Source organism: Enterobacter cloacae complex sp. 2021EL-01169 (assembly GCF_020733125.1).
Classification (GTDB): domain Bacteria; phylum Pseudomonadota; class Gammaproteobacteria; order Enterobacterales; family Enterobacteriaceae; genus Enterobacter; species Enterobacter roggenkampii.
The window spans coordinates 46,500-70,831 of the sequence record NZ_JAJFTC010000014.1; the positions used below are offsets into that span (position 1 = coordinate 46,500).

The window sequence follows — 24,332 nt, forward strand, 5'->3', positions numbered from 1 at the left end:
CCATGTAGGCCGGGTAAGGCGCAGCCGCCACCCGGCGATTGACTACCGCTCCCTCAGCGCCTCTTTCGCCCGGTTGAACGGTTTAATCATGTAATCCAGCACCGTTTTCTCCCCGGTTTTAATATCCACTGTCGCAATCATCCCCGGCACAATCGAGAAATGCCTGCCCGCCTTATTGACCAGGTAATCCTGGCTGGTGCGGATAAACACCCGGTAGTAAAACACCTCCGGCTTGGCCTCGTCCTGAATGGTGTCCGGGGAAATGGTCTCGACCACGCCGTGCAGCCCGCCGTAAATGGCGTAGTCGTAGGCGGTGATTTTGACCAGCGCCTCCTGGTTCGGGTGGATAAAAGCGATATCACGCGGCGAGAGGCGGGTTTCGATCAGCAGGTGATCGTCCACTGGCACAATCTCCATCAGCTCGCCGTTGGGCGGGATTACCCCGCCGATGGTGGTGACCTTGATGTTTTTGACGATCCCGCGCACCGGCGATTTCACCGTCAGGCGCGTGACGGAATCCTGACGGCCTTTCAGGATCGCCGAGACCATATCCACCTCCGCGTTGGCTTTCGAGAGCGCCTCGCGGGCCTGGACGTAATACTGCGAACGCACGTCGGTGAGCTTCAGCTCCAGATCGCTTTTCTGCCGCTGCAGGCGCAGCACCTCCACATGGCTGGCGGCCCCTGTCTTTACCAGCCGCTGGGTAATGGCCAGCTCTTTGTTAGCCAGATCTAACGCGGCGCGAAGCTCCCGCTGGGTATCCTCCAGCTGCGCGCGGCGCGAGTTGTACAGCCGGGTTTCGTCGGCAATCAGATCCGGCCATTTCGCCAGGGGCGGCGGGAATTTCAGCGGCAGATCGTTTACCTCGGCGTACAGGCGGGCGCTGGAGGCCAGCGAGGCGCGGTAGCGCGCCGCGCTTTCGCCGACGTTTGACTCGGAACGGGTCGGATCAAGCCGCGCCAGCACCTGTCCGGCCTGCACCTGATCGCCCTCGTGGACGTTCAGCTCGGTGAGGATCCCCCCGTCCAGCGACTGTAAAACCTGCTCGCGCGAGCTGGGGATCACTTTCCCCGATCCGGTTGACACCTCATCCAGCACGCCAAACCACGCCCAGACGCCCAGCACCACAAACATCAGCAGCGAGAAGATCACGATCCGACGCGCGCCGGTGTAGCCGCTTTCAGAGTCGAGGGCGTTATCCAGATCGTCCATTGCCGCCACGTCACGCTGACTGATTTTCATTTTTCCACTCCCGTCCGGTTGCTGCCTGTTGCTGCTGTTGCTGCTGCATGCGGCTGTTGCTCAGCGCCTGGGCTTTTGGCGCGTCCATCACCAGCATGCCCTCTTTCAACACCACGACGCGCTCCACCAGCTCCAGCACCGGTACGCGATGGGTGGCGACGATCAGGGTGCGGTGCCCGAGCCAGTCGCCCAGACGCTGGATGAATTCCCGCTCGGTGTGTTCGTCCAGCGAGGCGGTGGGTTCATCCATCAGCACGATATTCGGATCGCGCAGGAGCATGCGCGCCAGCAGAATCGACTGGCGCTGCCCGCCGGAGAGTCCCACGCCGTTTTCCATGATCGGGTAGTCCAGCCCCTTGGCCAGCTTCTGCACGAAGCCCGCCGCGCCGGTCAGCTCCAGCGCCTCGAAGATCTCTTCGTCGGTGGCGCGCGGCATGCCGAGGGTGATGTTCTCGCGCAGGGTGCCGTAAAACAGCCGCGCGTTCTGGGTCATAAAGCCGACGTTGCGCCGCACGTCCGCCACGTCGAGATGCGGCAGGCTGAAGCCGTCGAGCCGCAGCTCGCCCGCCGCCAGGTCCATCCCGCCCGCCATCGCCTGCAGCAGGGTCGATTTGCCCGCGCCGTTGCGCCCGAGGATCGCCACTTTCTCACCCGGCCCGATCTCGAGGCGGTTAATGCGCAGCGCCATGCGCGGATCGTCCGGCTGATAGCGGAACTGCGCCTGCTCGAAGAGGTAGTGGCCGCGCAGCACGTCCTGGCGGATCGGCGTCTCCTCGCGCTGGTTTTCGGTGGGAAGCTGCATGATGCTGTCCAGCCCCTCTTTTGCCGCTTTGACCTGCTGCCAGCGGGCCAGCACGCCGCACAGCGTCGCCATCGGGGCGATCATGCGGGAGGCCAGCATCGAGGCGGCGACCACCGAGCCGGTAGTCAGGGTGCCGTCGATCACCATCGGCGCGCCGACCACAATCACGGCGGCGTAAACCAGGCTCTGGATGGTCATCCCCCAGCTGATCAGGTTCTGCGTCAGCTCGCGGGTGCGCAGGCCGGATTCGGCGGTGATCTGGATATAGCTGTTCCACTGCTGCAAAAAGCGGTTTTCCGCCTGCATCAGCTTGATGTCCTCCAGCCCCTGCACGCTCTCCACCAGCACCGCATTGCGCAGGGTTGATTCATGCGCCGACTGCTTTGCCAGCTCCGCCAGCTTTTTCTGCAGCAGCAGGCCGGGCAGGACCATGATCACCGCCGCGACCGGGGCGATCCACGCCAGCTGTGGGGCGATGATCGCCAGCACCACCACGAACAGTAAAAAGAAAGGCAGGTCGACAATCGTCGAGATGGTGGACGAGGTGACCATCTCGCGGATCTGCTCCAGCTCGCGCAGCTGTGAGATAAAGCTCCCGGTGGAGCGGGGAATCGCGCTGTTGCGCAGCCGCAGCGCGTGGCCGAAGACGCGATCCGAAACGCGCATATCCGAGCGCTTGCCGAGCAGATCCATAATGTGCCCGCGCGCCACGCGCAGCACGAAGCCAAACAGGGTGGCGATCAGCACCCCGATGGTCAGGACGTACAGCGTCGGGTAGGACTGGGCGGGGATCACCCGGTCATAGACCTGCATGGAAAAGACGATCCCGGAAAGCGACAGCACGTTGATAAACAGCGCGGCGAGCATCACCCAGCTGTAGGGGCGGAGATCGCGCATCACCAGCCGGTAGAGCCAGTCCGGACGGTATTTTGAGATATAAGCATCCACGCGGCTGTCCTTCAGCGCGGCGAGAGGACGCAGGGCAATGACGTGGCGGATGGCGGGCAGCATGGCCGTCATCGACAGCCGGTTGGTGTAGGTCTGATCGTCGAAGAAGCTGACTTCCAGCGTATCGTCGCCGTCGAAGTGCTCGATCGCCCCGACCCGGCCGTCATTCAGCGCCACCACCACCGGCAGACGCCAGCTGTTGATTGACTGCTGGTCAGCGGTGAGCAGCTGAAACGACAGCCCCGCCTCACGCGCCAGCTGGGTGAGGGCGGGCACCATCGGTTTGCCTTTCAGCCACGGTGCGCCTGCGATCAGCGCGCCGGGCGAGCAGGCGACGCGGTAGCGGGTGGCGATAAAGCCAAAGGCCTGCGCCCACTGGGCCAGGGCCGCATCCGTCATGTTTTCACCTTGCGGGATATCACGCTGCTTCATGGCTGGATCTCCACGGTCTGGATGGTGCGGTTATCAAGGTCGAACGCATGACGCAATTGCCCGGTGTTATACAGGCAGTTGAGCTGCAGCTGGTGCAGCTGACCAACGGTCTGCTGCTGGGTGAAGCGCGCCTGATAAACCTCCTGTTCGGCGTTGAGCACGTCGAGCAGGGGGCGCGAGCCGAGGTCCAGATACTGCTGCTGGTACAGTTCGCGGGTGCGGGCGCTGAGCGCCTCCTGGCGACCCTGAATTTGCAGCGTGCTTTGCAGGCTCATCACCTGGCTGCGGGCTTCCAGCAGTTTCTGGCGAACGTCAAGGCGCGTGCGCTGAATGGTGGACTGTGCCGCCTCCACCGCGTGTCCGGCGGCGTTACGCCGGGCGGTGAGGCCGCCGCCCTGGTAGAGCGGCATCTGCACTTTCACCCAGGCGGAATACTGGGTGCGATCTCGCGTGTCGCTGCCCGCGTAGCGATCGTTCAGGTAGTGGCGCACCTCCGGCTCCAGCGAGACGGTGGGCGTCATCTGCGCGTCGGCGTAGTCGAGGTTAGCCTGGGCGACGTTAGCCTGCGCCCAGGCGGCGAGTACCGCGGGAACCAGGCGGTCGTCCGGCTCGGCGACATCGCAGCTGCGGGCCAGCTTTTGCGGAAAATCATTGCTGATCGCATTCAGGCTGTTCCAGCCGAGAAAGCTCATCAGCGTCGCGCGGGCGCTGTCCAGGCTGGCCTGGTATTGCATCAGCTGGGCGCGCGCACCTTCGATACGGGCATCGGTCTGCACCACGTCAGAGAGCGACGTAGCCCCCTCGTCGTTACGCTGGCGGGTCAGCGTGCCAATGGAGGAGAGGGCGTCAAGCTGCTCTTTGGCGGTGTCGACCATCTGCTGCCAGGTTTGCACCTGTACCATGGCGATGGCGGTATCGTGGGCGATGGTGTCGATACTCACCAGCACGTTAGCCTGCTGCTGGGCCACGCCGGCGCTTTCGGCGCGCACCTGGCTGGCAACCTTGCCGAAGTCGTAGAGCATTTGTGAGAGGGAAAGCACCAGCGACGGCGTAAAGCCGTTCTGGTCGCCGTCGTGGGAATACCCGTTGTCCACGCCGGCATTAATCTGCGGATAGTATTTTGATTTTGCGACGTCCACCTCTTCGCTCTGCTGGTAGAGTTTGCCCACGGCTTCGCTGATGGCCGGATGCCAGGTGACGGCACGGTTGACGGCCTCGCCAAGCTGTAATGAACCGGGCGCGGCGTTGCCAGCCACCGGGGCCACGCGACCATTGAGCGAGGGGAGTTCCTGCGTTTCGCGAAGCTGTCCGGTATTGATGGTTGCCGCCGGATTTGCGCAGAAAGCGGGCACAGATATCAGGCAGCACGAGAGCCACCAGTAAGGCATCTTCATTCCCATTTCATGTCCCTAATAAAAAAGTACAGCTTTATTATTAATGCCCGGGCGCTGTGCGCCCGGGTCATCTGTTGCAGGTGCTATCAGGTAATGATGTGTTGCTGGTTAACAAGCTCGTCGTACGTGGTCTGCACGTTATCAAGCGTAACGAGTGCAGTATTAGTGTAGGTGGACCCTGCACCATCACGGTCGATGGAGATCACAGTGTTGCTACCGCTTTGTGTAACATGGATATAATTCCCCAACGAGGCGGTATTACCGTCCCAGCCCACCAGCAGATCGCCGATGTCGATCTTGTCTCCCTGCGCCAGCGAGAACCCGGTCCAGTGATCGCCTCCGGCGCTGCTGACGTTACCCGCCGTGGCATTCCCCACCGTACTGTTCAGCACCTGGTAAATCAGCGTATCGCCGTAGGCCGTACCGGTGATGGCGTCGTTATGCTCAGAGCTGATGAACTGCGGCGCCATATTGATGGTCAGCGTGGCGGTATCCGTTCTTCCGGCAGAGTCGGTCAGGGTGTAGTTGAAGGTCTCCTTCGACGTCATGGTTGAGAGCGATACCCCGCTGTTCAGGGTGTAGGTGTAATGGCCGTCAGCGCCGATCGCCAGCGTGCCGTAGTGGCCGACAATGTTCACCGTTGCGCTGCCGGTATACGGATCCAGCGTGGTGGTCACGCCGTTGTAGCCGGTCACGCTCAGACGGGTATCCACCGAGTGGAGCTGATCCAGCACGCCGCCAGAGTCGGTGCCGTCAAAGATATTGCCGTTGACGGTGTGGCTGCCGGTGACGTCGAAATTACTCAGCGAGTAGGTGGTGCCGTTTACGCTTGGCGTGATGGTGATGGTCCCGACGCTGAGCCCCGGTACGCTACCGGTAAAGCTCAGCGTATAGGTCCCGGCGTTGAGATCCAGCCCGGTCAGCGGGACGTCGATACTGCCGCCCAGCAGCGAGCCGCCGCTGAAGGAGCCGCTGCGGATCACGCCGTTGGCATCGCTAATCGTCCAGTTCACCGTCAGCCCGCCCAGCGCCAGCAGCGAGGCCACGCTAAAGTGCAGCGACGCGTTGTGCAGCGCGGTGTTCGGGTCGACCACGAAGGTTCCGCTGCCGCTGCCCTGGGTTGACGAGAGCAGGGCCGTGGTCCAGCTGGCGACGCCCACGGTGGTATCCGAGTAGACCGACGTGTGGTGCACCGAGGTAAGGTCCATCGTGGCGCTGACATCGTTGACCGCATTCATTGCCTGCGCGGTTGGGGTGATGTTGAGCGATGCCGTATCCTTCGAGCCGTCAGGCGCGGTAACGGTGTAGACGAACGTATCCGGCGTGCTGATATGGTCCGCGCCTACGCCGCTCCTCAGGGTATAGGTGTACTGACCGGACGCATTGATGGTCAGCGTGCCGTATTCCCCCTGAATGGTGGTGGTGCCGCTGCTGTTGACCGTCACGCCGTTCACTTCGGTAACCAGCGTGCCCGCTGGAACCGGGTCATTCGCCAGCACGTCGCCGGTGGTCGTTTCGCTGATACTCGCCACGCTGTAGACATGGTCCTGCAGGACGCTCAGCGTGTAGGCCGTCAGGGCGGTGATCCCGGACGCGGTATTCAGCAGGAACAGGTACTCCCCGGCAGGCAGGTTCAGCGTCAGCTGCGGTGACGTGCCCCCCAGCAGCGGCGCGCGCAGCCAGCCCGACTCGACGCGAACCTGCTCGAAGGTCTGGGTCGCATTGTTGAACTTATAGACGTACAGATCGAACACCGATGCCAGCGCCACGCCGCCCACGGAGGCCTGGATGGTCATGGTGCGGGTCGTCCCTTCCTCCACGTTGTAAATAATCGGGTTGGTCAGGTCGTCCAGCAGGTTAAGCCCCAGCGTGCTGCCGAGATTAATGCCCACCAGGGTAAAACCGTTCTGAGACGAGGCGCCGTTATTCACCTCACTCACGGTGGTGTCAAAGGTCAGCGAGGCCGTGTCGTCCACTGCCACAATGCCGTTGATGACCGTACCGGCACCCAGAGACAGCACCAGGTTTGCCGACGCGCTGACGCCGTTATGGGTGATGGTGTAGGTGAAGCTCTCCGTCCGGCCAACGACCGCGGCGCTGGTATCAGTCAGGTTGTAGGTATAGCTGCCGTCGCGGTTGATGGTCAACGTACCGTATTTGCCCTGGATCACCGTGCCGTCGGCGTTCACGCTGGTGGTCACGCCCTGCGCGTTAGTGACCGTGGAGATAGTGGTGCCGGCCGGCGCGTTGTCGCTGCCGGCGGTCGGGTCCGTATCGAGGATCACGTTGCCGTTGAGGCTGGTATCGCCCGTGACCGTACCCGGACCGGTCTCTTTCACCGCCACGTCGAGGCTGGTGTAGGAACCTGTCGCCAGCAGGTTGGTGTTATAGCTGAGCACGCGGTAGTTGCCGTCGGCCAGCCCGGTCAGGTTCAGCGAGACGCCGGTGGCGCCGAGGGTCAGGAGATCGGCAAACTGCGGCTGGCCGGTATCCACCACGGTTGTCCAGACACCGTTGACGTAGTGCTGCACCACCAGCTCAAGGGTATTGAGCAGAGAGAGCACCGCTCCCGTGGCATTGGCGTTTACCACGATGTCCGCGCTGCCGCCGTTGCCCACCGTGAAGTTCACCTGCGCGGTGTCATTACCGATCAGCGTCAGGACGTTGCCCACGGCGCCGACCAGCAGGAAGCCGTAGTCGCTGTACTGGCTGTTGGTGACGGTCGCCGTGGTGCTGAGGTTCAACTCCTCAACGTTATTGCTGGCGGAGAGCGGCACCACCGGCGCAAGGGCAGAGCCCGGCAGGGAGGTGTTGCCTGCGACGTCGGTCGCGGTGATCTGCAGCGTCTGACCTTCGATCTGTTTGTTAATGAAGGTGTAGCTGTAGGTGCCGTTGCTGCCCGCAATGGCGGTCACCGTTGAACCGTCCGCAAGGCGGATAGTGACGGTGCTGCCCGCCTCCGCGCTCCCGGTCAGGATGCTACCGTCGGCGTTGAAGGTGCCGGTCGGCGCCGTTGGCGCGGTCGTATCGACGATAATCGTCGTCACGGCTGACGCCACGCTGGTGTTGCCCGCCGCATCGGTGGCCGTAGCGGTAAAGTTATGCGTGCCCTGCGTCAACGTGGTGGTGGTTTGTGGCAGGGTCCAGTTGCCGCTGCCATCGGCGGTGACCGTGCCCACCAGCGTGATGCCGTCGTAGATCCGAACCGTGGCATTCGCTTCGGCGGTCCCGCTCAGCGTTGGACGGGTGTCGTTAGTCGGGTTCGTACCGGTCACGGGCCCGGTGACGCTGCCGACATCATCAATGACCGAACTGATGACCGGCGCGGCTGGCGGAAGGGTATCGACGTTAATGACATATCCGGCGGTGGGGGCGCTGGCGTTGCCCACCGCATCGGTGGCGGTGAAGGTCAACGTGTGCGCGCCGTTGCTCAGCGCCGGAGATGGTGTAAAGCTCCACGCGCCGCCGGTCGCCGTCACGCTGCCGATCTGGACCCCGTTATCAAAGATTTTCACCGTCGACCCCGCTTCTGCCGTACCGCTGAGCGTCGGCTGCGCGTCGTTGGTGAACCCACCGTTGGCAACCGGCGTCGCCGCATTGCCCACGTCATCCAGAATGCTGGTCAGCACAGGCAGCGCAGGCGGCGTGGTGTCGACGGTGAGGCTGAAGCTGGTGGACGACACGCTGGTATTGCCTGCCGCATCCGTGGCCTGCGCGGTAAAGCTGTGCGCGCCCGCGGTCAGCGGAGGGGTGAGCACGATGCTCCAGCTGCCGCTGCCGTCCGCGGTGCCCGTGCCGACCAGGGTGGTGCCCTCATAGATTTTCACGGTGGCAAACGGTTCGCTGGTCCCAACAAGCTGCGGCTGGGTGTCGTCGGTCGTCAGTCCGGACGTGAGCGGGCCGGTGATGCTGCCCACGTCGTCTATCGCCTGGCTGATAACCGGCGCGTTCGGTGCCGCGGTATCAACAATCAGGGTAAAGCCCGGCGAGGTCGGGCTGACGTTGCCCGCTGCATCGGTGACCGTGGCGGTCCAGGTATGGCTGCCGCTTGTGAGCGGCGCTGATGGCGTAAAGCTCCATGCGCCGGTGCCGTCCGCCTGCACGGTGCCGACCGGCTGTCCGTTTTCATACACGGTAACCGTGGCGTTGGCGGTCGCGGTGCCGTTCAGCGTCGGCGTGGTGTCGTCGGTGCTCTGCCCGGAAGAGAGCGGGGTTTGAATACTGCCCACGTTGTCACCCGCGGTCGAGATGACCGGCGCTAACGGCACGCCCGTATCGACCGTCAGGTTAAACGGGTCCGTTGTGGCGCCGGTGTTGCCTGCCGCATCGGTCGCGTTAAAGGTGATGGCGTGTGGACCTTCGGCCAGATCGCTGCCCGGGGTGAAGCTCCAGTTGCCCTGGGCATTGACCACCGCCGTGCCAATTTCGTTGCCATCAACGAGCACGTGCACGGTAGAACCCACTTCGCCCGTGCCGCTGAAGGTCGGACGCGCGTCGTTGGTGCTGTTACCCGACGTGAGCGTCCCGGTGACCGGACCGATATCATCAACCACGCTGGTCACCACCGGCACGCCGGGGGCTGCGGTATCAATGGTAAAAGCGAAGACCGATGAGTTCGCCGAGGCGTTGCCTGCAGTATCCGTTGCATACGCGCGCAGGGCGTAGCTGCCGTCGCCCAGCGGCGCGGTCGGCGTAAAGGACCAGTTCCCGCTTCCGTCAACGGTCGTTGTACCAATCTGCGTGCCGTTATTCATGATGTGGATAGTGCTGCCCGCCAGCCCGGTGCCGCTGATGGTTGGGGTGCTGTCGTTGGTTACCTGGCCGCTGGTGAGGTTACCCAGGACGCCGCCAGGGACGTCGTCGTTCACATTATCCAGCGTTGGAACCGTCGGTGCCGTCAGGTCAATCACCACGCTCCAGGGCGCGGAGACCGCGCTGAGGTTGCCCTGCGGGTCGGTCGCCCGGACGGTGAAGCTGTGCGAGCCTTCGCCGAGGGCGGTATCAGGAGTAAACGTCCAGGTACCCGTGTTGTCAGCCGTGACCACGGCAATCTGGGTGCCGCCGTCGAAAATAGTCACCACGCTGTTTGCGTCCGCTGTCCCTGTAAGGGTTGGCGTGGCGTCGTTGGTGAGCTCGCCGCTGACCACCGTGGTGGCGGCATTGCCCACATTATCCGTGACGTTGGTGATGACCGGCGTGGCGGAAACGGAATCCACCACGACGGTGAAGCCCGCCGAAGGACCGCTCTGGTTCCCCGCCGGATCGGTCTCGCGGATGGTCAGGACGTGATTGCCCTCTGCCAGGACAGGCGTGGTGTAGCTCCAGGTGCCGGTATTGCCGATTACCACACTGTCCAGCAGCACGCCGTTGTTGTAGATCGAGATGGTATCGCCCACCGCGCCGGTGCCGGTGAGCGTCGGCTGGTTGTCGTTGGTGGTCTGGCCGCTGGTCAGCGGGCCGGTGCCCGGGCCGACGTCGTCAATCACGGCGCCGATGGTCGGCGTGCCCGGCGCGGTAAGGTCAACGGTGACGCTGGCCGCCGGAGAGCGGCCGCTGGTCTGGCCGTTGAGGGTCGCAGTCACCTCAAAGGTGTGCAGCCCCTCGCCAAGCGCGGCCGGCGTATAGCTCCAGTTGCCGCTGCCGTCGGCCGTGACCGTCGAGACGGGCGTCACGCCACCGTCCAGGTAGATAGCGATCTGGCTTCCCGCCTGAGCCGTACCGGTGAGGGTTGGGGTGGTGTCGTTGGTCGTTTTGCCTTTCACGTCGCCAATGATTGGGTCGACGTCATCGTTGATGGCCACGATCACGGGCACGTCAGGAAGATTCGGAAGCGTACCGGTGACGTTATAAGTTGCATCAACGCTGGTACGTCCGGAAGCATCGGTCGCGGTCACGGTCAGGGTCGCGCCATCCTGCGGGGCCGGGCTGACCGCAATGGAGAAACTGCCGCCGGTCGCCACCCCGGTACCAATGACGTTACCGCCACTATCCTTAACGGTGATGAGTGCGCCTGCTTCGGCGGTGCCGGTCAGCGGTGTACCTTCTGGAGCAAGGCTAAGATTGCCCGGGGCGGTTGGGTCCTGGGTATCCACCGTCACGCTCAGTGACGCTGAACCGTTTGACGGATTGCCTGCCTGATCGACTGACGAGACAGTAAAGGTATGTGAACCATCCAGGAGCGTTGTGCCTGCGGTCCAGCTCCAGCTGCCGTCCGGCTGGATCGTGATCGGCACACCTGACGCAGTACCGTCGACGGAGACGATAACGGTGGTGCCGGGCTCGCCGGTCCCGGTTAGGGTCGGCGTACCGTCGCGGGTGTAGAGCACGTTGTTGGTGAGCTGGCTGTCTGAGACAGCATTAATTTGCGGTATCCCGGGCGCAACGGTGTCGAGCGTGACGGTAAAGACCGAACTCGGCGCGCTAAGGTTGCCCGCTGCGTCCACGCCCGCTACGGTAATGTTCAGCGGGCCGTCCGTTTGTGCTGGAAGCGTCAGGCTCCATTCTCCGTTCACCACCACGACACGGCCCAATTCGACGCCGTTGTTGTAGACGATCACCGTCTCACCGTTAACCCCGGTTCCGCCCACTGTCGGCGTGGTATCTGTGATAAAGCCACCATCAGGCGCACCGCCCACTGCACTAATCACCGGTGTATCCGGCGCCAGGGTATCCACGATGATCGTAATCGCTGACGACGGGTCAGAGACGTTGCCCGCTTCATCCGTGGCGGTGGCGGTATAGGCGTGGCTGCCCTCGGCAATGTCGCTGCCGGGACGCCAGCTCCAGTTGCCGTTGCTGTCTACCGTGACGGTGCCCACAACGGTCGGTGTACCGTTAACGGTGTCAGTGATGTTGATAACGTCGTTTGGCGTACCGGTGCCGCTCAGCACCGGGCGCGGATCGTTGGTGGTGCCGCCATTGGGGACGGGGCCGGTGATCTGGGTGACGCTGTCGGTGACGATCGGTGCCGCAGGCGTAGCCGGCGCCTCGGTATCAATGGTGATGGTGACCGGCTGCGACGGGGCGCTTTCGTTGCCCGTGCCGTCCACGTTAGTGACGGTCAGGGTGATGTCATAGGTGCCGCCAGCCAGGGGGGATGGCGGCGTCCAGTTCCAGTTGCCGGTATTGTCCACGACAGCGTCGCCGATTTTGACGCCGCTGTCGTAGATCGTCACGGTATCACCCGGATTGCCGGTACCGCTCAGGGTCGGCGTGGTGTCGCGGGTGGTTTCGCCCGGATTCAGCGGCGTTGTTGTGCCGTCAGGATTGACGGTAATGGCCGGGATATCCGGCGTGGCAGGCGCAACGGTATCCACCGTCAGTTCAAATGGCGTTGAGATGGTGGTATTGCCCGCGGCATCCGTGGCGTGCACCGTCAGGGAATGCGGACCGTCGGTGAGCGGGGTCACGGGCGTGAAGCTCCAGCCGCCGCTGCCGTTGAGGGTGGCGGTGCCGAGCAGAGTCGTGCCGTCATAGACGGTGATCACCGTGTCTGCCGGGGCGGTGCCCTGCAGCAGGGGACGAGTGTCATCCGTGGTATCGCCGCTGTTGAGCGAACCCAGTACACCGCCGACGTCGTCGGTTACGGTGGCGATGGTGGCCGCCGCTGGCGCAGTGATATCGACGTTCAGGGTGAAGTCGTCAGACGGCTGGCTGGTGTTACCCGCCGCGTCGGTGGCGACGACGCTAAAGGTATGAGGACCTTCGTCAAGCGGCGTGGGAAGGGTATAGGTCCAGGTGCCGCTGCCATCGATCAGAATCGTAGTGAGATCGGCACCATCCAGGCGAATGGTAACGGTTGAGCCCGGTTCAGCCGTGCCGTTGAGCGTTGGCGTGGTGTCGTTGGTGCTGTCGCCAGAATTGAGGGCGCCGAGGCGCTCCGGCACATCATCCAGCACCTGGGTAATGACCGGCGCCGCAGGCGCGACGCTGTCAACCGTCAGAGTCCAGGTGTTGGAGACGGGGCCGGGGTTACCTGCCGCATCGGTCGCGACGGCGGTCAGAGCATGGGGGCCTTCACCGATTGGGGAGGAAGGGGTAAAGCTCCATACGCCGAGGCCATTGGCGACGGTTGTACCAATTTCAACACCGTCCACGCGCAGGCTGATCGTCGCGTTTGCTTCAGCGGTACCGCTGAGCGTCGGGGTGGCGTCGTTGGTGGTCCCGTTCACGTCGATCGCGCCGGTCTGCCCTGGAATATCGTTTACAACCTGTAAAATCACCGAGGCGCCAGGTGCCGTCCCGTCAACGTTAATTGTCCACGTGTTTGATATCCCGCTCGGGTTACCGGCGGGATCCGTCGCCTTCGCGGTCAGCACCCAGGTGCCGTCGGTCAGCGGTGTGGGCGGCGTAAAGCTCCACTGGCCGGAGGAGGGAACAACCACCGTACCGAGGGCATCGCTGCCGTTATAAATCGTGATGGTCGAACCTGCCTCGCCTGTGCCGTTCACGGTCGGTGCCCGGTCGTTGGTCAGCCCATTCTGGGCCACGGGGCCGGTGGTGGCCTGCACGTCATCGATCACCGACAGGATGACCGGGGTCTGCGGCGGGGTAATGTCCGGTGCCGCCGCGGAGGTGGTCGGACTGGTGTTACCCGCCGTGTCGGTGGCGTCAGCGGTCAGGATTTCGCCGTTGATCCTCGGCGGGCTCAGCGTCAGGCTGAAGTTCCCCTGGCTATCAACAACCACTGTGCCAAGGGTGAAATCGCCTTCACGGATGGTCACCGTGCTGCCTGCTTCTCCGATGCCGCTGATGGTACCGCCATCATTCGACACCACGAGGTTTCCTGGGGCTGACGGCGGCGTGGTGTCCACGGTAAAGATGATAGGCTCAGAGGCCGTACTCTGGTTTCCGGCGGCATCGGTTTCAGTGACGGTGATCGAGTGCGTTCCGTCCGGGAGCGGGCCCCCTGGGGTAACGCTCCAGGTACCGTTAGGCAGCACCGTCGTTGTACCAATCGCCACGCCGTTATCGTAAATGGTGATGGTTCCACCGGGTTCGCCCGTTCCCGCCAGGATCGGCTGCGAGGCATCGGTAGGCACGCCCGACGTGATTGTTCCTCGGATAAGGCCCGTATCGTCGAGCAGCACAATCGCGGTGGGCGCTGTCGGAGGGGTGAGATCGACGGTGAGGATGAATACCGGTGAGGCTGGCCCGGTGTTGCCGGCGGCGTCGGTTGCCCGTACGGTAATCTGGTGGGTGCTTTCATTCAGGTCGACGGACGGGGTGAATGTCCATGTGCCATTGCTGGCAACGACCGCGGTGCCAATGGCTATTCCGCCGTCATAAATCGTCACGGTGGAGCCCGCTTCGGCGGTGCCGGAGAGCTGCGGCCGCCGATCGTTGGTGCTGCCGCCGTTGGTCACCGTCCCCGTCTGAGGGGCGATATCGTCGATTACGCTGCCAATCGTGGGTGCATCGGGTGCGGTGAGATCCGGTGCGGTGACGCTTGAACCCTGGCTGGTATTCCCGGCGCTATCCGTTGCGGTGGCAGTAACCTGCTCGCCGTTGGTCAACGGTGTCCCGAGGGATACGCTAAAGTTGCCGTCGCTGCCCGTTTTTCCTGTGCCAATGACGTTGCCGTTCGCGTCTTTCAGCGTGATGGTACTGCCGGGTTCGGCGGAACCGGTGACGGTTTTACCGTCTGAGGAGAACTTAAGGCCGGAAGGTGCATTTGGTGCAGTCGTATCCGGATCGGCCGAATTGTTACTGCTGCCACCACCGCCGCCACCGCCGCCGCTACTTGCCGCGGCCGCGATGCCCCCTGCAGCGGCAATACCACCCAGGGCCCATGGCCAGATGGCGGCGCCACCAGCGTCACTTCCTGACGCCGCAAGCAGCACGTCCGTGGACGCGATAGATTCGTACGTGGCGGCCCCGGTCGGATCTTCAATCCACCATAATGCGCCGTTGCTGTCCTGCAGAACCAGCTGGCTCACGCCCTGCGCGTCCGCCACATAGAAGTTTTTAAGGGTGATCACCTCGCCGGAGTGCAATGTCACCAGCAGGTCGTTACCGCTTCGCGCGAAGTGTGAGACGCTCGCTCGCTCGACGTGAAGCTCAACGACAGAGGAATGGTTCAGCGTAACCTGTGTACCTTCCAGGGTCGTTTCTACGCCAGTAAGTTTTGAAATAACAGAGATTTGGCTCATTTTGTTATTACTCCAGCAGAAGTGTCATGAACGGCGAGCAAGACGAGCCATCTCTGCTGAAGGTAAAGGGCGCCCCCGGCGCAGCTGCTGTTATAAAACAGCGCTCACCGTAGATTTCAGCGCGCACGATGCCCGCCATGCGTCAGAGTGGCAACATCAGAGCGAATCTAATGACTTATGAAAAAAACGTTTAATGGGTGTTTTGTATTTTATAAAACCCTGTAATTAATAGAGGAATTGGTTTCTGGAATATAAAAATGATATAGACAGAAAATGAGTGTTGTGCAAATTAAGCTTTGGTAAATAAAGATGGAAACAATGAGTGGGGCATTAATGGATTGCTCTTTTTTATAATTGTTGTTTTTTATATCATTGTTTTTATTGTCTTTTTGTTTTCTTTTGTGGTGCTGTTATTTAACGTTTACGTCCCGGTATGATAATTGGTAGGGAGCATTTTAAATATCATGCCAAACGTTATTATTTAAGTGCGCTTAATATGTGTTTAAGTTAGGGTAACGTTTTTGATGTAAGATATATTATGTCACTTAGGTAATGAAATATATTCTTGTATAGGGTTAAAACTCTGCTAATGGGCGCAAGGAATAATAACGAGAAAACAAAAAATAACCTGGTTTATTACCTTTACAACTGAAGTGCAGGCAGGGTTTTAGGACAGAAAAAATTCACCGAAGAATGAATAAAAATCCTCACCCGGACGTTTACTGACGTCACTCCCCACTCACCCTGGAGTTTTATATGCGCACAACCTCGTTTCGTTTGATCCCGGTGCTGATTTTTTCTTTGCTGTCCCCGCTGGCGCTGGCCATGGGCAATAATAGTACCGAGAGCAAAACGCCTGATTGTCCTTCCGGACAGGTGTATGACAGCGCCACGCAGAAATGCGTGCCGGACAAGAGCAGCAGCCTCAGCGACCAGGACAAAACCAACTACGCGTACCATCTCGCGAAGAAAGGCGAGTACCAGGCGGCGCTGAACCTGCTGGATTCGCTGAAAAATGGCAACACGGCTGAAGCGTGGAACTATCGCGGGTTCGCCACGCGCAAACTGGGTCGCACGGACGAAGGGATTGGTTACTACCAGCGCGCGCTGGCTATCGCGCCGGATTATGCCAAAGCCCGGGAGTATCTCGGTGAAGCATGGATGGTGAAAGGACGCCCGGACCTCGCGAAAGAACAGCTGAAGGTGATTGCCGGTATCTGTGGCCAGTCCTGCGAGGAGTACCGTGACCTGCAGGCCGCCATCAATGGACATCCGGAATCCTGATTATCTAGTAGAGGGAAAACCCATCGCAACGCGTGAGGTTCGTCAACAGCTCGCCGCACTCCTGCCGCGCCTCTGGCGCTATGGGCTGGTGCTGTCGCGAAACAGGGATATCGCCGAAGAGCTGGTTCAGTCCACCTGCGTGCGTGCGCTTGAAAGAAGCAGCCAGTATACGCCTGGCACGCGCATCGACAGATGGCTGTTCGCGATCCTGCACTCCATCTGGATCTCTGAGCTTCGGGCACGACACGTTCGCCAGGGGCAGGGATTTGTCCCCAGCGACGAGCTGCTGGCGCCCGACACCCGCGAACAGGATGAGACGCGCCTGCATTACCTGAAGGTGATGCAGCGCGTTAATGCGCTGCCCGAAGCCCAGCGCAACGCGGTATTTTTGGTTTATATCGAAGGCTTTACCTACCAGGAGGCGGCGGAGACCCTGGCGGTGCCGATCGGTACCGTGATGAGCCGGCTGGCGACGGCGCGGGCTCGGCTTGCCAAATCCGCTGACGCACTGTCTCCGGTAAAGGAGAAACGCTCTTGAACGCGCACCGTTTTGCACCGCCCTATAACGACGACGCCATCGTGGCCTGGATAGATGGCGAGATGTGCCGCGCCGACGCGCAGTTATTTGAAGAACAGTTAAAATGTGACGAGCGCCTCGCCGGGCGAACCGACGAACTGATGAAAAGCAGCCAGGATTACGCCGGGGCGTTTGCCTCCCTGCTGGATGATGCGCCTCTTGAGAGGATGCAGGCGCGTCTCGCGGCACTTCCCGACCCGCAGGTCTCGACGGCGGCTGGCGTCAGCCGACGGGCGCTGATCGCCGCCTCGGCCAGCTTTTTGCTGGTGGGTTCCGGGCTGGGGTATCTGCTGCGTCCCTCAGCTGCGCCTGCGGATGAGAACGCCCATATCCGCGACCTCGAAGCGCAATATATGTCCCTGTACAGCGTCGAGACGCTGCTGGATATGGACAGCGCAACGCCGGTTCTGCAGCGCGGGCTGGAACGGGCCGCGCAGGACATCGGCATGACGCTAAACCTGTCGCAGCTTACCCTGCAGGGGGCAGAGCTTAAAATGGTGCGCATGCTGCGCTATGAAACGACGTCTATCGCGCAGATAGCCTGGATCAACGCCGACTACGGCCCGATGGCCCTCTGCATTTCGCCTGTTGATGAGAAGACGACGGTCTCGCTCCAACAGGAGCAGCGGCACAGCATGAACCTGGCGTGGTGGCAGGAGGCGGGTTATCAGTTTGTCCTGATTGGCCGCAACCCGCCGTCTCACCTGCGGGGAAACGCTGAGCGGCTGCAGCGCGTGCTCTCAGGATGACGGCACCTTGTTAGTCTGTATCGCAATGGCGATGGCAATACGATCGTCAACGACCAGCGCAAACTTATTCATCCCGTAGGACGCGCGTGATATCGCGGTGGTGGCATCCAGCGTGAGGGCCTGCGCATGCGGGTCTTGCACCCCGGCCTCCAGGATCACCGGCCGGGCAATGTTTCGAACGGTCAACGTGCCGAACACCCTGAACCGTCCGGCGCCCTGGTCGACCACGCGAGAGCTGATGAACTCGATGGTCGGGTAGTGCTCCGCATCAAAAAACATGTCGCTTTTTAATTGCCAGGTGAGCAGCGTGTTTGAGGCCACCAGGGTTGCTACGGGAATGGTGACGTGGATGTGGTCGTCAACGTCGTTATCCGGATTGAGCGTTACGGCACCCGTCACGCCGCTGAACGTCGCCCAGGAGAGGATGCCGCCGAAGGCGTGCCACGAGAGCCGAATGGCGGTGTTTTCGGTGTCGATGAGGTAGCTTTTCGGGGCAGCATGCAGGGAAGGGCATAACAGCAGAACGGTCAGAAAGGCCAAAAGGCGATACATAGTGGTTTCTCCGATAAGTGCGCACTGCGTAAACGCCCGAGGTGCTAATAATATTCGAAGAAATAAAAAAGGCCGCAAGCGCGACCTTTTCGTGAGTATAACTAATTACTCAGTGACTTTCTTTTCCAGCTCGCTGGCACCTTCTTTGGTTTTGTTCCAGCCTTTTTCCGCGCCTTCTTTGGTGGCATCCCACCCTTTCTCGGTGCCTTCTTTGGTTTTATGCCAGGCTTTCTGGGAATCTTCGCTGACCTTGCTGCCAAAGCTTTCGCTTTTACCTTCCGCAGCATGCTTCTGTTTCAGCTTCAGCTCTTCACCTTTGTTCTGCTCTTCGTGCAGTTTTTGCTTCGCCTCGTTGGCGTTTGCGTTCGCCGCCGCGACGGTATCGTCAGTTGCATGTGTGGTCGCAGCAAATACTGGGGAAGCCAGCAGAACGGCAGATAATGCGATAATTGTTTTTTTCATAATATCCTCATTTAACGTTATCGGTTATGAGCGTGGTTCAGCATGGCACAGGCGAAACGGGATGGCTTTAGGAAAAAACTGTAATGAGATCAACATGCCCTGATGAGAGGTATTTAGCCTGAGGATTATCCAAAGGATAAAACGCCTATTTCCGCGAGGGCGGCGAGCGTCAGGAGAATGAATATTATGACGGTTATGGGTCTGTACATGGTGGCGTTCCTTCCGGGTTAAGCGGCTATTCCGTAGCGCTGAGTGGTGTGGGTAATTTTGCACAGGAGGGATGGAGAGGGTGTTGATATTTGTCAATGTCAGGGGGTTAACAATATCAACTACTCTCTGCAACTGGCATTGCTGTGTCAGCGAAAAATCCCTGCGAATCAGGTTTGTTCAGTAATTGATTATTCACTTCTCTGGATACGGTATTAGCCGCATCAATCACCAGTGTGGCACCTAACAACACACCGACAGGCGTCATCGAGCTCGCAAGGAGTAATCCACCGGCGGCTTGTAACCCAGCAAAAACAACCTGTACAGCGGGAATGACATAGCCAACAACTTTATTGTTTTCCTTAATGAACTCAACCCTTGCATAAAGCTACGCTGCTTTCGTTCTGAGCAGGCGATCTTGTTCAAGAAGATTTTCGTTCTTTGCCCTGAGATTGTTTATATAGGAAATCCCTTCTTCATCGGATTTCGCTCTGCGGGCAAGAGAAAATTGCTCAGTGATAAAAGACTTAATGTCTTCCATAAACTGAATTCTGGTGAGCCCATCTTTGAGATGGTCAGCAGCTACCCTATTTGCAGTATTAATGAGTTTACATGCTTCCAGATTAATCATGGTCGCTGACCATGCGTTTGTCTGTTGTCCTGTAAGCAGTGAAATGTCCATATATCCTCATGAACTAGTTATTCATCGGGAGAACTCTCTGAGAACATTACTGTTCCTGCAAAAACATCTGGCCTGCTTATACCCGGCGCGATATTCTGTAATGCTTTGTCTTTTTTGTGAACAGGAAAAAGTATGCTTAGTACGTTACCCGATTTACACAGAAGTTTTGCAGAGCAACTTAAGCTTAAATTTCAGGCTGATTCGCGGATTCACTCCCTTCTCGCTGGCGGCTCGCTTGTTCATGGCGGGTTCGATCAATACTCCGATCTTGATTTTGTCGTTGTGGTAGACCCTCTCTACTATGACGAAATCATGGCACAGCGTATTGTGTTCGCCGGAACACTGGGTCACCTGCTCCATGCTTTCACCGGGGAACATGTGGGAGAGCCTCGTCTGCTTATTTGCCTGTATGGCCCCGAACTCCTTCACGTCGATCTGAAATTTGTCACCCTGGACATGCTCACTCAACGCGTTGAGGAGCCCGTGGTGTTATTTACCCGTGATAACACCGCTCTGGAGCGCCAACTGGCTAAATTTAGCGCTCACTGGCCTGATATGACCCCGGAGTGGTTTGAGTCCCGAGCCTGGATCTGGCTTCATTACGCGGTGGTGAAACTGGGAAGGGGAGAACTCTTTGAAGCGATAGGCATGCTGGCATTCTTCCGGGAGCAAGTGCTGGGACCTATGCTGTACCGTCGAGCAAATCTACCGCAACGTGGGGTACGCCGCATCGAATTCCTCAGCATCGATCCTGATGACCTGCTGACTTCCACGCTGGCAATGCACGATCGTGATTCCGTCAGAACGGCCATCAGAAAGGCTGTTGATGCTTATGTCACGCTGCGAGCTGATGCGCTGCCGGAAAATATCGCAGACGATGCGGGCCGTTGGGCGGTTATTGCCATGCTTGAAGACAGAACCTGACCTTAAAAGGTTTGGTCTGTTCCGCACCCGCGTTCAGACGACGTTTGCTAAAAAATGGTCGTCTGAATTTCGGTTGTGAGGTTTTTCCTGAATGCTTAGATTCATTTTCAATCTATCGAGAGGGTGTGAATATGAACTTTGCAGAACGCCACTACCAGCACGAACCTCTTCTTATCGCCAACGTCTGGGATGCCGCCAGTGCTGTCGCAGCGCAAAAAGCAGGCTATCAGGTACTGGGAACGTCCAGCGCGGCAATCGCGTCCACACTGGGATATGACGACGGGCAGGGAGTACCGTTTGATGAGCTATTTTATATGGTCACCCGGATCCGGGCTGCCAGCAACCTGCCAGTGAGCGTTGACATGGAAGCAGGGTATGGTGATTCAGCCGAAGAGATAGCAGACAATCTGCAGCGCCTTGCTCAGACAGGCGTCGCAGGCGTTAACCTCGAAGACAGCCGAGTCATAAACGGGGTTCGTCAGCTTGACGATGCCTCTGATTTTTCCCGTAATTTGAGATCAGTGTGCGATACGCTGAGAAGCGAAAATTATAGCCTGTTCCTGAACATCCGGACTGATACGTACCTGCTCGGGCATAAAGACGCGTTGCAGGAGACAATATTACGGGGTCAACGCTATAAAGCTGCAGGTGCTGACGGCCTTTTTGTTCCCTGCCTCACGTCAGAGAAAGACATCAGCCTCATTACAGAGGCAACGGGTTTACCTCTGAATGTCATGTGTATGCCCGATCTTCCGTCATTCGACAGGCTGAAACGGGCAGGGGTAAGCCGCATTTCAATGGGCAATTTTGTTCATTCAGCGATGCAGTCAACGCTGACTGATGTCATGCATGCGATCCGATCTCGTCAGACGTTTGAAGGACTTTTTGGTGATGAAAATAACCGATAAAAATCTGTGTGATATCTGGTATCAGGCATTACTTGAACGTGCTTCAGACTACACTGGCGTGTTTTTTGTTGGCGTCAAAACCACGGGCGTATTCTGCATTTCGGTATGCCGGGCGCGAAAACCCAAACGCGAAAATGTCGAATTTTATAAAGATGCCAAATCTGCCCTGGCGGACGGCTTTCGTCCCTGTAAGGTCTGCAGACCTGCGGAAAATGCGCACAGCGCGCCATTATTCGTTGAGCAGGCGCTTGCGCTTGTCAGGCGCGATATCAAATCCCGTGTAGCAGACGCGGAGCTTCGTCAGCATGGCATCAGCCCGGAGCGGGTAAGGCGCTGGTTCCTGCAACATCACGGCATCACTTTTCAGGCTTTCCAGCGAATGCAGCGGGTCAACGTTGCCCTGCAGGAGCTGAAAAGTGGACGAGCGGCGACTGACGTTGCGCTGGACAATGGCTATGAATCGCTGAGCGGCTTTGGTTATACCTACAAGCGGCTTACTGGCGCAGCGCCGACTCAGGCAACCCAGGTGATAGTCATTCACCGGTTTACCACGACGCTTGGACCGATGTTTGTCTGCGCGACAGACCGGGGAGTCTGTCTGCTGGAGTTTACCGATCGCCGGATGTTAGAAACAGAATTCCGCGATATCCAGCGTTTATTTAACGCCAGAATCGTCACCGGCGAAAACAGCCATACCCGGCAGACAGTAAAAGAAATCGGCGAGTATTTTGCCGGAACGCGCCGACAGTTCGATCTCGCTTTAGATGCTCCGGGCAGTGATTTTCAACAATCCGTCTGGCATGCGTTGCGTGCGGTTCCCTATGGACAGACCTCACACTATCAGGCCATTTCACTACGGCTTAATAAGCCCAATGCTGTGCGCGCCGTCGCTGCAGCTAATGGTGCCAACCGGATTGCGATTGTGATCCCCTGTCACAGGATAATTGGAAAAGAAGGGACGATGACAGGTTACGGAGGGGGGATTTCACGCAAAGAATGGCTTATTGAGCATGAGAGAAATTATGTTTAATGGCGTGATGTTACTGTGTCGTCGGGAAATTTTACGGACTTCGCGGGACATGTTGAGGGTACAAAAAAGCCCGCAGGGCTTGCGCCGTGCGGGCTTTCAGGACTTCATCAGTCGACTCTGGTGATCGCCGATGGAGAATTTTGGTGGAGCTGGCGGGAGTTGAACCCGCGTCCGAAATTTCTACATCCTCGGTACTACATGCTTAGTTTGTCTTTACATTCGCACGCCAGCTGCGGACAGACACGCCACTAACGAACTAGCCTGATTAGTTTTAACGCTTCAACCCCAGGCAGGGCTTCCACGCGATCTCTTTTGGGTTTGACCTCTCTTTGATCCCCGTCTTAAGAGCGGAAGCTAGGGAGAGAGGGCTCAGAGCAGGTTATTAAGCTGCTAAAGCGTAGTTTTCGTCGTTTGCGACTATTTTTTTGCGGCTTTTAACGAGGCAAACCGCCCCTCGGCATGCACCTTGGGTTTCGCAAATCCCGTCGAATCCAGAATCAGCCCCAATAGTGTTGAACTGAGTATACCAGATTTCACTTCCTGGATACCAGCCCGGAACGCTAACTTATTGAATAGTACAATAAGTGTGCAGAATCAACGTCCTGCGTTTTTCATAATGCGCGCTTTGTCCAGCTGCCACTCGCGCTCTTTCAGGTCAGTACGCTTGTCGTGCTGTTTTTTACCCTTCGCGACGCCAATTTTCACTTTACACCAGGCGTTTTTCCAGTACAGCGACAGGGCGACCACGGTGAAACCTTCGCGGTTGATGCGTCCGTAGAGGGATTCCAGCTCACGCTTGTTCAGCAGCAATTTACGCGTGCGCGTTGGGTCACACACATAGTGTGAAGAGGCGACGGTCAGCGGCGTAAAGTTCGCGCCGAACAGGAAGGCTTCGCCATCTTTCAGGATCACGTAGCTATCGCCGATGTTGGCTTTCCCGGCGCGCAGCGATTTTACTTCCCAGCCCTGCAACGCAAGGCCAGCTTCGAATTCTTCTTCAATGAAATACTCGTGGCGAGCACGCTTGTTGAGCGCAATGGTCGCCGAGCCTGGTTTATGTGCTTTTTTCTTCGTCATAAGTGTCGTAAAGCCGTCGGTAATCTGATTTCAAAAAGTCACCTCATTGCGTCCTGTGAGGTCTAACGCGCTATCTTAGCACGAGATGAGGCTTAGCGTTTTTTTAACAGGTGATAAATGTTATTATTTGTCCGTTGTGTGACCATGGGAAATGCTATGCCTCAGATTAGCCGTACTGCGCTTGTGCCTTACAGCGCGGAACAAATGTATCAGTTAGTGAACGATGTTCAGTCTTATCCAGAATTTATTCCGGGATGCACCGGGAGCCGCGTTCTGGAGTCTGGCCCGACGCAGATGACCGCGGCGGTGGATGTCTCCAAAGCGGGGATCAGCAAGACGTTCACCACCCGTAATACGCTGACAAACAATCAGAGTATTTTGATGCATCTGGTGGATGGTCCGTTCAAAACCCTGATGGGAGGCTGGAAGTTTACGCCGCTGAGCGCTGACGCCTGCCGCATTGAGTTCCATCTGGACTTCGAGTTTACCAATAAGCTGATTGAGCTGGCGTTTGGCCGCATCTTTAAAGAGCTGGCATCGAATATGGTTCAGGCGTTCACCACCCGCGCCAAAGAGGTTTACAGTGTCGCATAAGATTGCTGTAGAAGTGGTGTACGCGCTGCCGGAGAAGCAGTATCTGCAGCGCGTGACGCTGGAGGAGGGGGCGACCGTTGAGGAGGCCATCCGTGCTTCCGGCATCCTCGAGCTTCGCAGCGATATCGACCTGGCGAAGAACAAGGTCGGGATTTATAGCCGTCCGGTGAAGCTGGGCGATGTGCTGAAAGAGGGCGACCGGGTGGAGATTTATCGTCCGCTGATTGCCGACCCGAAAGAGCTGCGTCGCCAACGCGCGGAGAAGGCCAGTAAGTAGCGCTTTCTTCCCCGGTGGCGCAGCGCTTAGCGGGGCTACG

At 59.0% G+C, this 24,332-nt stretch carries 17 protein-coding genes and 1 other RNA gene; 8 read left to right on the plus strand and 10 right to left on the minus strand.

The genetic code is table 11. From position 1 onward, the window contains the following. Positions 1 to 42: 42 nt before the first annotated feature. From LLF79_RS22575 to LLF79_RS22590, 4 genes are all read right to left on the minus strand, one after another. Positions 43 to 1,212: an HlyD family efflux transporter periplasmic adaptor subunit gene (locus LLF79_RS22575; protein ID WP_206805205.1), complete on the minus strand. Its 1,170-nt coding sequence runs from the start codon at positions 1,210 to 1,212 to the stop codon at positions 43 to 45. A 10-nt stretch (positions 1,213 to 1,222) separates the two neighbouring features. Beyond that, positions 1,223 to 3,424, minus strand: coding sequence for a type I secretion system permease/ATPase (locus LLF79_RS22580; RefSeq protein WP_227880456.1), 2,202 nt, complete (start codon positions 3,422 to 3,424; stop codon positions 1,223 to 1,225). Next, positions 3,421 to 4,824 carry a TolC family outer membrane protein gene (locus LLF79_RS22585; protein WP_227880458.1) on the minus strand — a complete coding sequence of 468 codons (1,404 nt, stop codon included), beginning with the start codon at positions 4,822 to 4,824 and terminating at the stop codon, positions 3,421 to 3,423. Before LLF79_RS22585 ends, LLF79_RS22580 begins: the two co-directional genes overlap by 4 nt. Positions 4,825 to 4,904: 80 nt before the next feature. Continuing rightward, positions 4,905 to 14,969, minus strand: coding sequence for a BapA/Bap/LapF family large adhesin (locus LLF79_RS22590; protein ID WP_227880460.1), 10,065 nt, complete (start codon positions 14,967 to 14,969; stop codon positions 4,905 to 4,907). Between the two features lie 756 nt (positions 14,970 to 15,725). Here LLF79_RS22590 and LLF79_RS22595 point away from each other — a divergent pair. The 3 genes from LLF79_RS22595 to LLF79_RS22605 are packed head-to-tail and all read left to right on the plus strand — an operon-like array spanning position 15,726 to position 17,579. Then, positions 15,726 to 16,253, plus strand: a complete 528-nt coding sequence (locus LLF79_RS22595) for a tetratricopeptide repeat protein (RefSeq protein ID WP_008502544.1) — start codon at positions 15,726 to 15,728, stop codon at positions 16,251 to 16,253. Further along, positions 16,234 to 16,791 (plus strand): sigma-70 family RNA polymerase sigma factor, encoded by a 558-nt coding sequence (locus tag LLF79_RS22600; RefSeq protein WP_046091860.1) that lies wholly within the window; start codon positions 16,234 to 16,236, stop codon positions 16,789 to 16,791. The genes LLF79_RS22595 and LLF79_RS22600 overlap by 20 nt, the downstream gene beginning before the upstream one ends. Next, a complete protein-coding gene (locus tag LLF79_RS22605) occupies positions 16,788 to 17,579 on the plus strand; it encodes an anti-sigma factor (protein ID WP_227880461.1) in 792 nt (263 codons plus the stop codon). Before LLF79_RS22600 ends, LLF79_RS22605 begins: the two co-directional genes overlap by 4 nt. Here the strand turns inward: LLF79_RS22605 and LLF79_RS22610 are convergent. The 4 genes from LLF79_RS22610 to LLF79_RS22625 all read right to left on the minus strand — a co-directional run bounded on the left by LLF79_RS22610 (position 17,571) and on the right by LLF79_RS22625 (position 19,482). Beyond that, positions 17,571 to 18,131: a YceI family protein gene (locus tag LLF79_RS22610; protein WP_046091858.1), complete on the minus strand. Its 561-nt coding sequence runs from the start codon at positions 18,129 to 18,131 to the stop codon at positions 17,571 to 17,573. The two genes, LLF79_RS22605 and LLF79_RS22610, sit on opposite strands and share 9 nt — an antisense overlap. A gap of 105 nt (positions 18,132 to 18,236) precedes the next feature. Beyond that, the gene (locus tag LLF79_RS22615; protein WP_008502540.1) at positions 18,237 to 18,593 is read right to left on the minus strand and encodes a hypothetical protein; all 357 of its coding nucleotides are present in this window, start codon (positions 18,591 to 18,593) and stop codon (positions 18,237 to 18,239) included. Between the two features lie 325 nt (positions 18,594 to 18,918). Next, complete coding sequence (locus LLF79_RS22620) at positions 18,919 to 19,167, minus strand: DUF4225 domain-containing protein (protein ID WP_227880474.1); 249 nt, start codon at positions 19,165 to 19,167, stop codon at positions 18,919 to 18,921. A gap of 21 nt (positions 19,168 to 19,188) precedes the next feature. Beyond that, complete coding sequence (locus LLF79_RS22625) at positions 19,189 to 19,482, minus strand: hypothetical protein (protein WP_227880463.1); 294 nt, start codon at positions 19,480 to 19,482, stop codon at positions 19,189 to 19,191. A 132-nt stretch (positions 19,483 to 19,614) separates the two neighbouring features. Between LLF79_RS22625 and LLF79_RS22630 the strand changes: the two genes are divergently transcribed. From LLF79_RS22630 to LLF79_RS22640, 3 genes are all read left to right on the plus strand, one after another. Next, a complete protein-coding gene (locus tag LLF79_RS22630; RefSeq protein WP_227880465.1) occupies positions 19,615 to 20,406 on the plus strand; it encodes a nucleotidyltransferase domain-containing protein in 792 nt (263 codons plus the stop codon). 131 nt (positions 20,407 to 20,537) lie between these two features. Further along, positions 20,538 to 21,314, plus strand: a complete 777-nt coding sequence (locus LLF79_RS22635; protein WP_227880467.1) for an isocitrate lyase/phosphoenolpyruvate mutase family protein — start codon at positions 20,538 to 20,540, stop codon at positions 21,312 to 21,314. After that, complete coding sequence (locus tag LLF79_RS22640) at positions 21,298 to 22,344, plus strand: bifunctional transcriptional activator/DNA repair enzyme AdaA (RefSeq protein ID WP_032675363.1); 1,047 nt, start codon at positions 21,298 to 21,300, stop codon at positions 22,342 to 22,344. The genes LLF79_RS22635 and LLF79_RS22640 overlap by 17 nt, the downstream gene beginning before the upstream one ends. Positions 22,345 to 22,485: 141 nt before the next feature. Here the strand turns inward: LLF79_RS22640 and ssrA are convergent. After that, positions 22,486 to 22,849, minus strand: a transfer-messenger RNA (tmRNA) gene (ssrA, locus tag LLF79_RS22645). Positions 22,850 to 22,938: 89 nt separating this feature from the next. Beyond that, the gene (gene smpB, locus LLF79_RS22650) at positions 22,939 to 23,421 is read right to left on the minus strand and encodes an SsrA-binding protein SmpB (protein WP_024908331.1); all 483 of its coding nucleotides are present in this window, start codon (positions 23,419 to 23,421) and stop codon (positions 22,939 to 22,941) included. A 156-nt stretch (positions 23,422 to 23,577) separates the two neighbouring features. On the opposite strand from smpB, the gene LLF79_RS22655 reads away from it, so the two are divergent. Together LLF79_RS22655 and LLF79_RS22660 are read left to right on the plus strand one after the other, a co-directional pair. Beyond that, complete coding sequence (locus tag LLF79_RS22655; RefSeq protein ID WP_008502504.1) at positions 23,578 to 24,015, plus strand: type II toxin-antitoxin system RatA family toxin; 438 nt, start codon at positions 23,578 to 23,580, stop codon at positions 24,013 to 24,015. Continuing rightward, the gene (locus LLF79_RS22660; protein ID WP_023325903.1) at positions 24,005 to 24,292 is read left to right on the plus strand and encodes an RnfH family protein; all 288 of its coding nucleotides are present in this window, start codon (positions 24,005 to 24,007) and stop codon (positions 24,290 to 24,292) included. Before LLF79_RS22655 ends, LLF79_RS22660 begins: the two co-directional genes overlap by 11 nt. Positions 24,293 to 24,332: the final 40 nt, after the last annotated feature.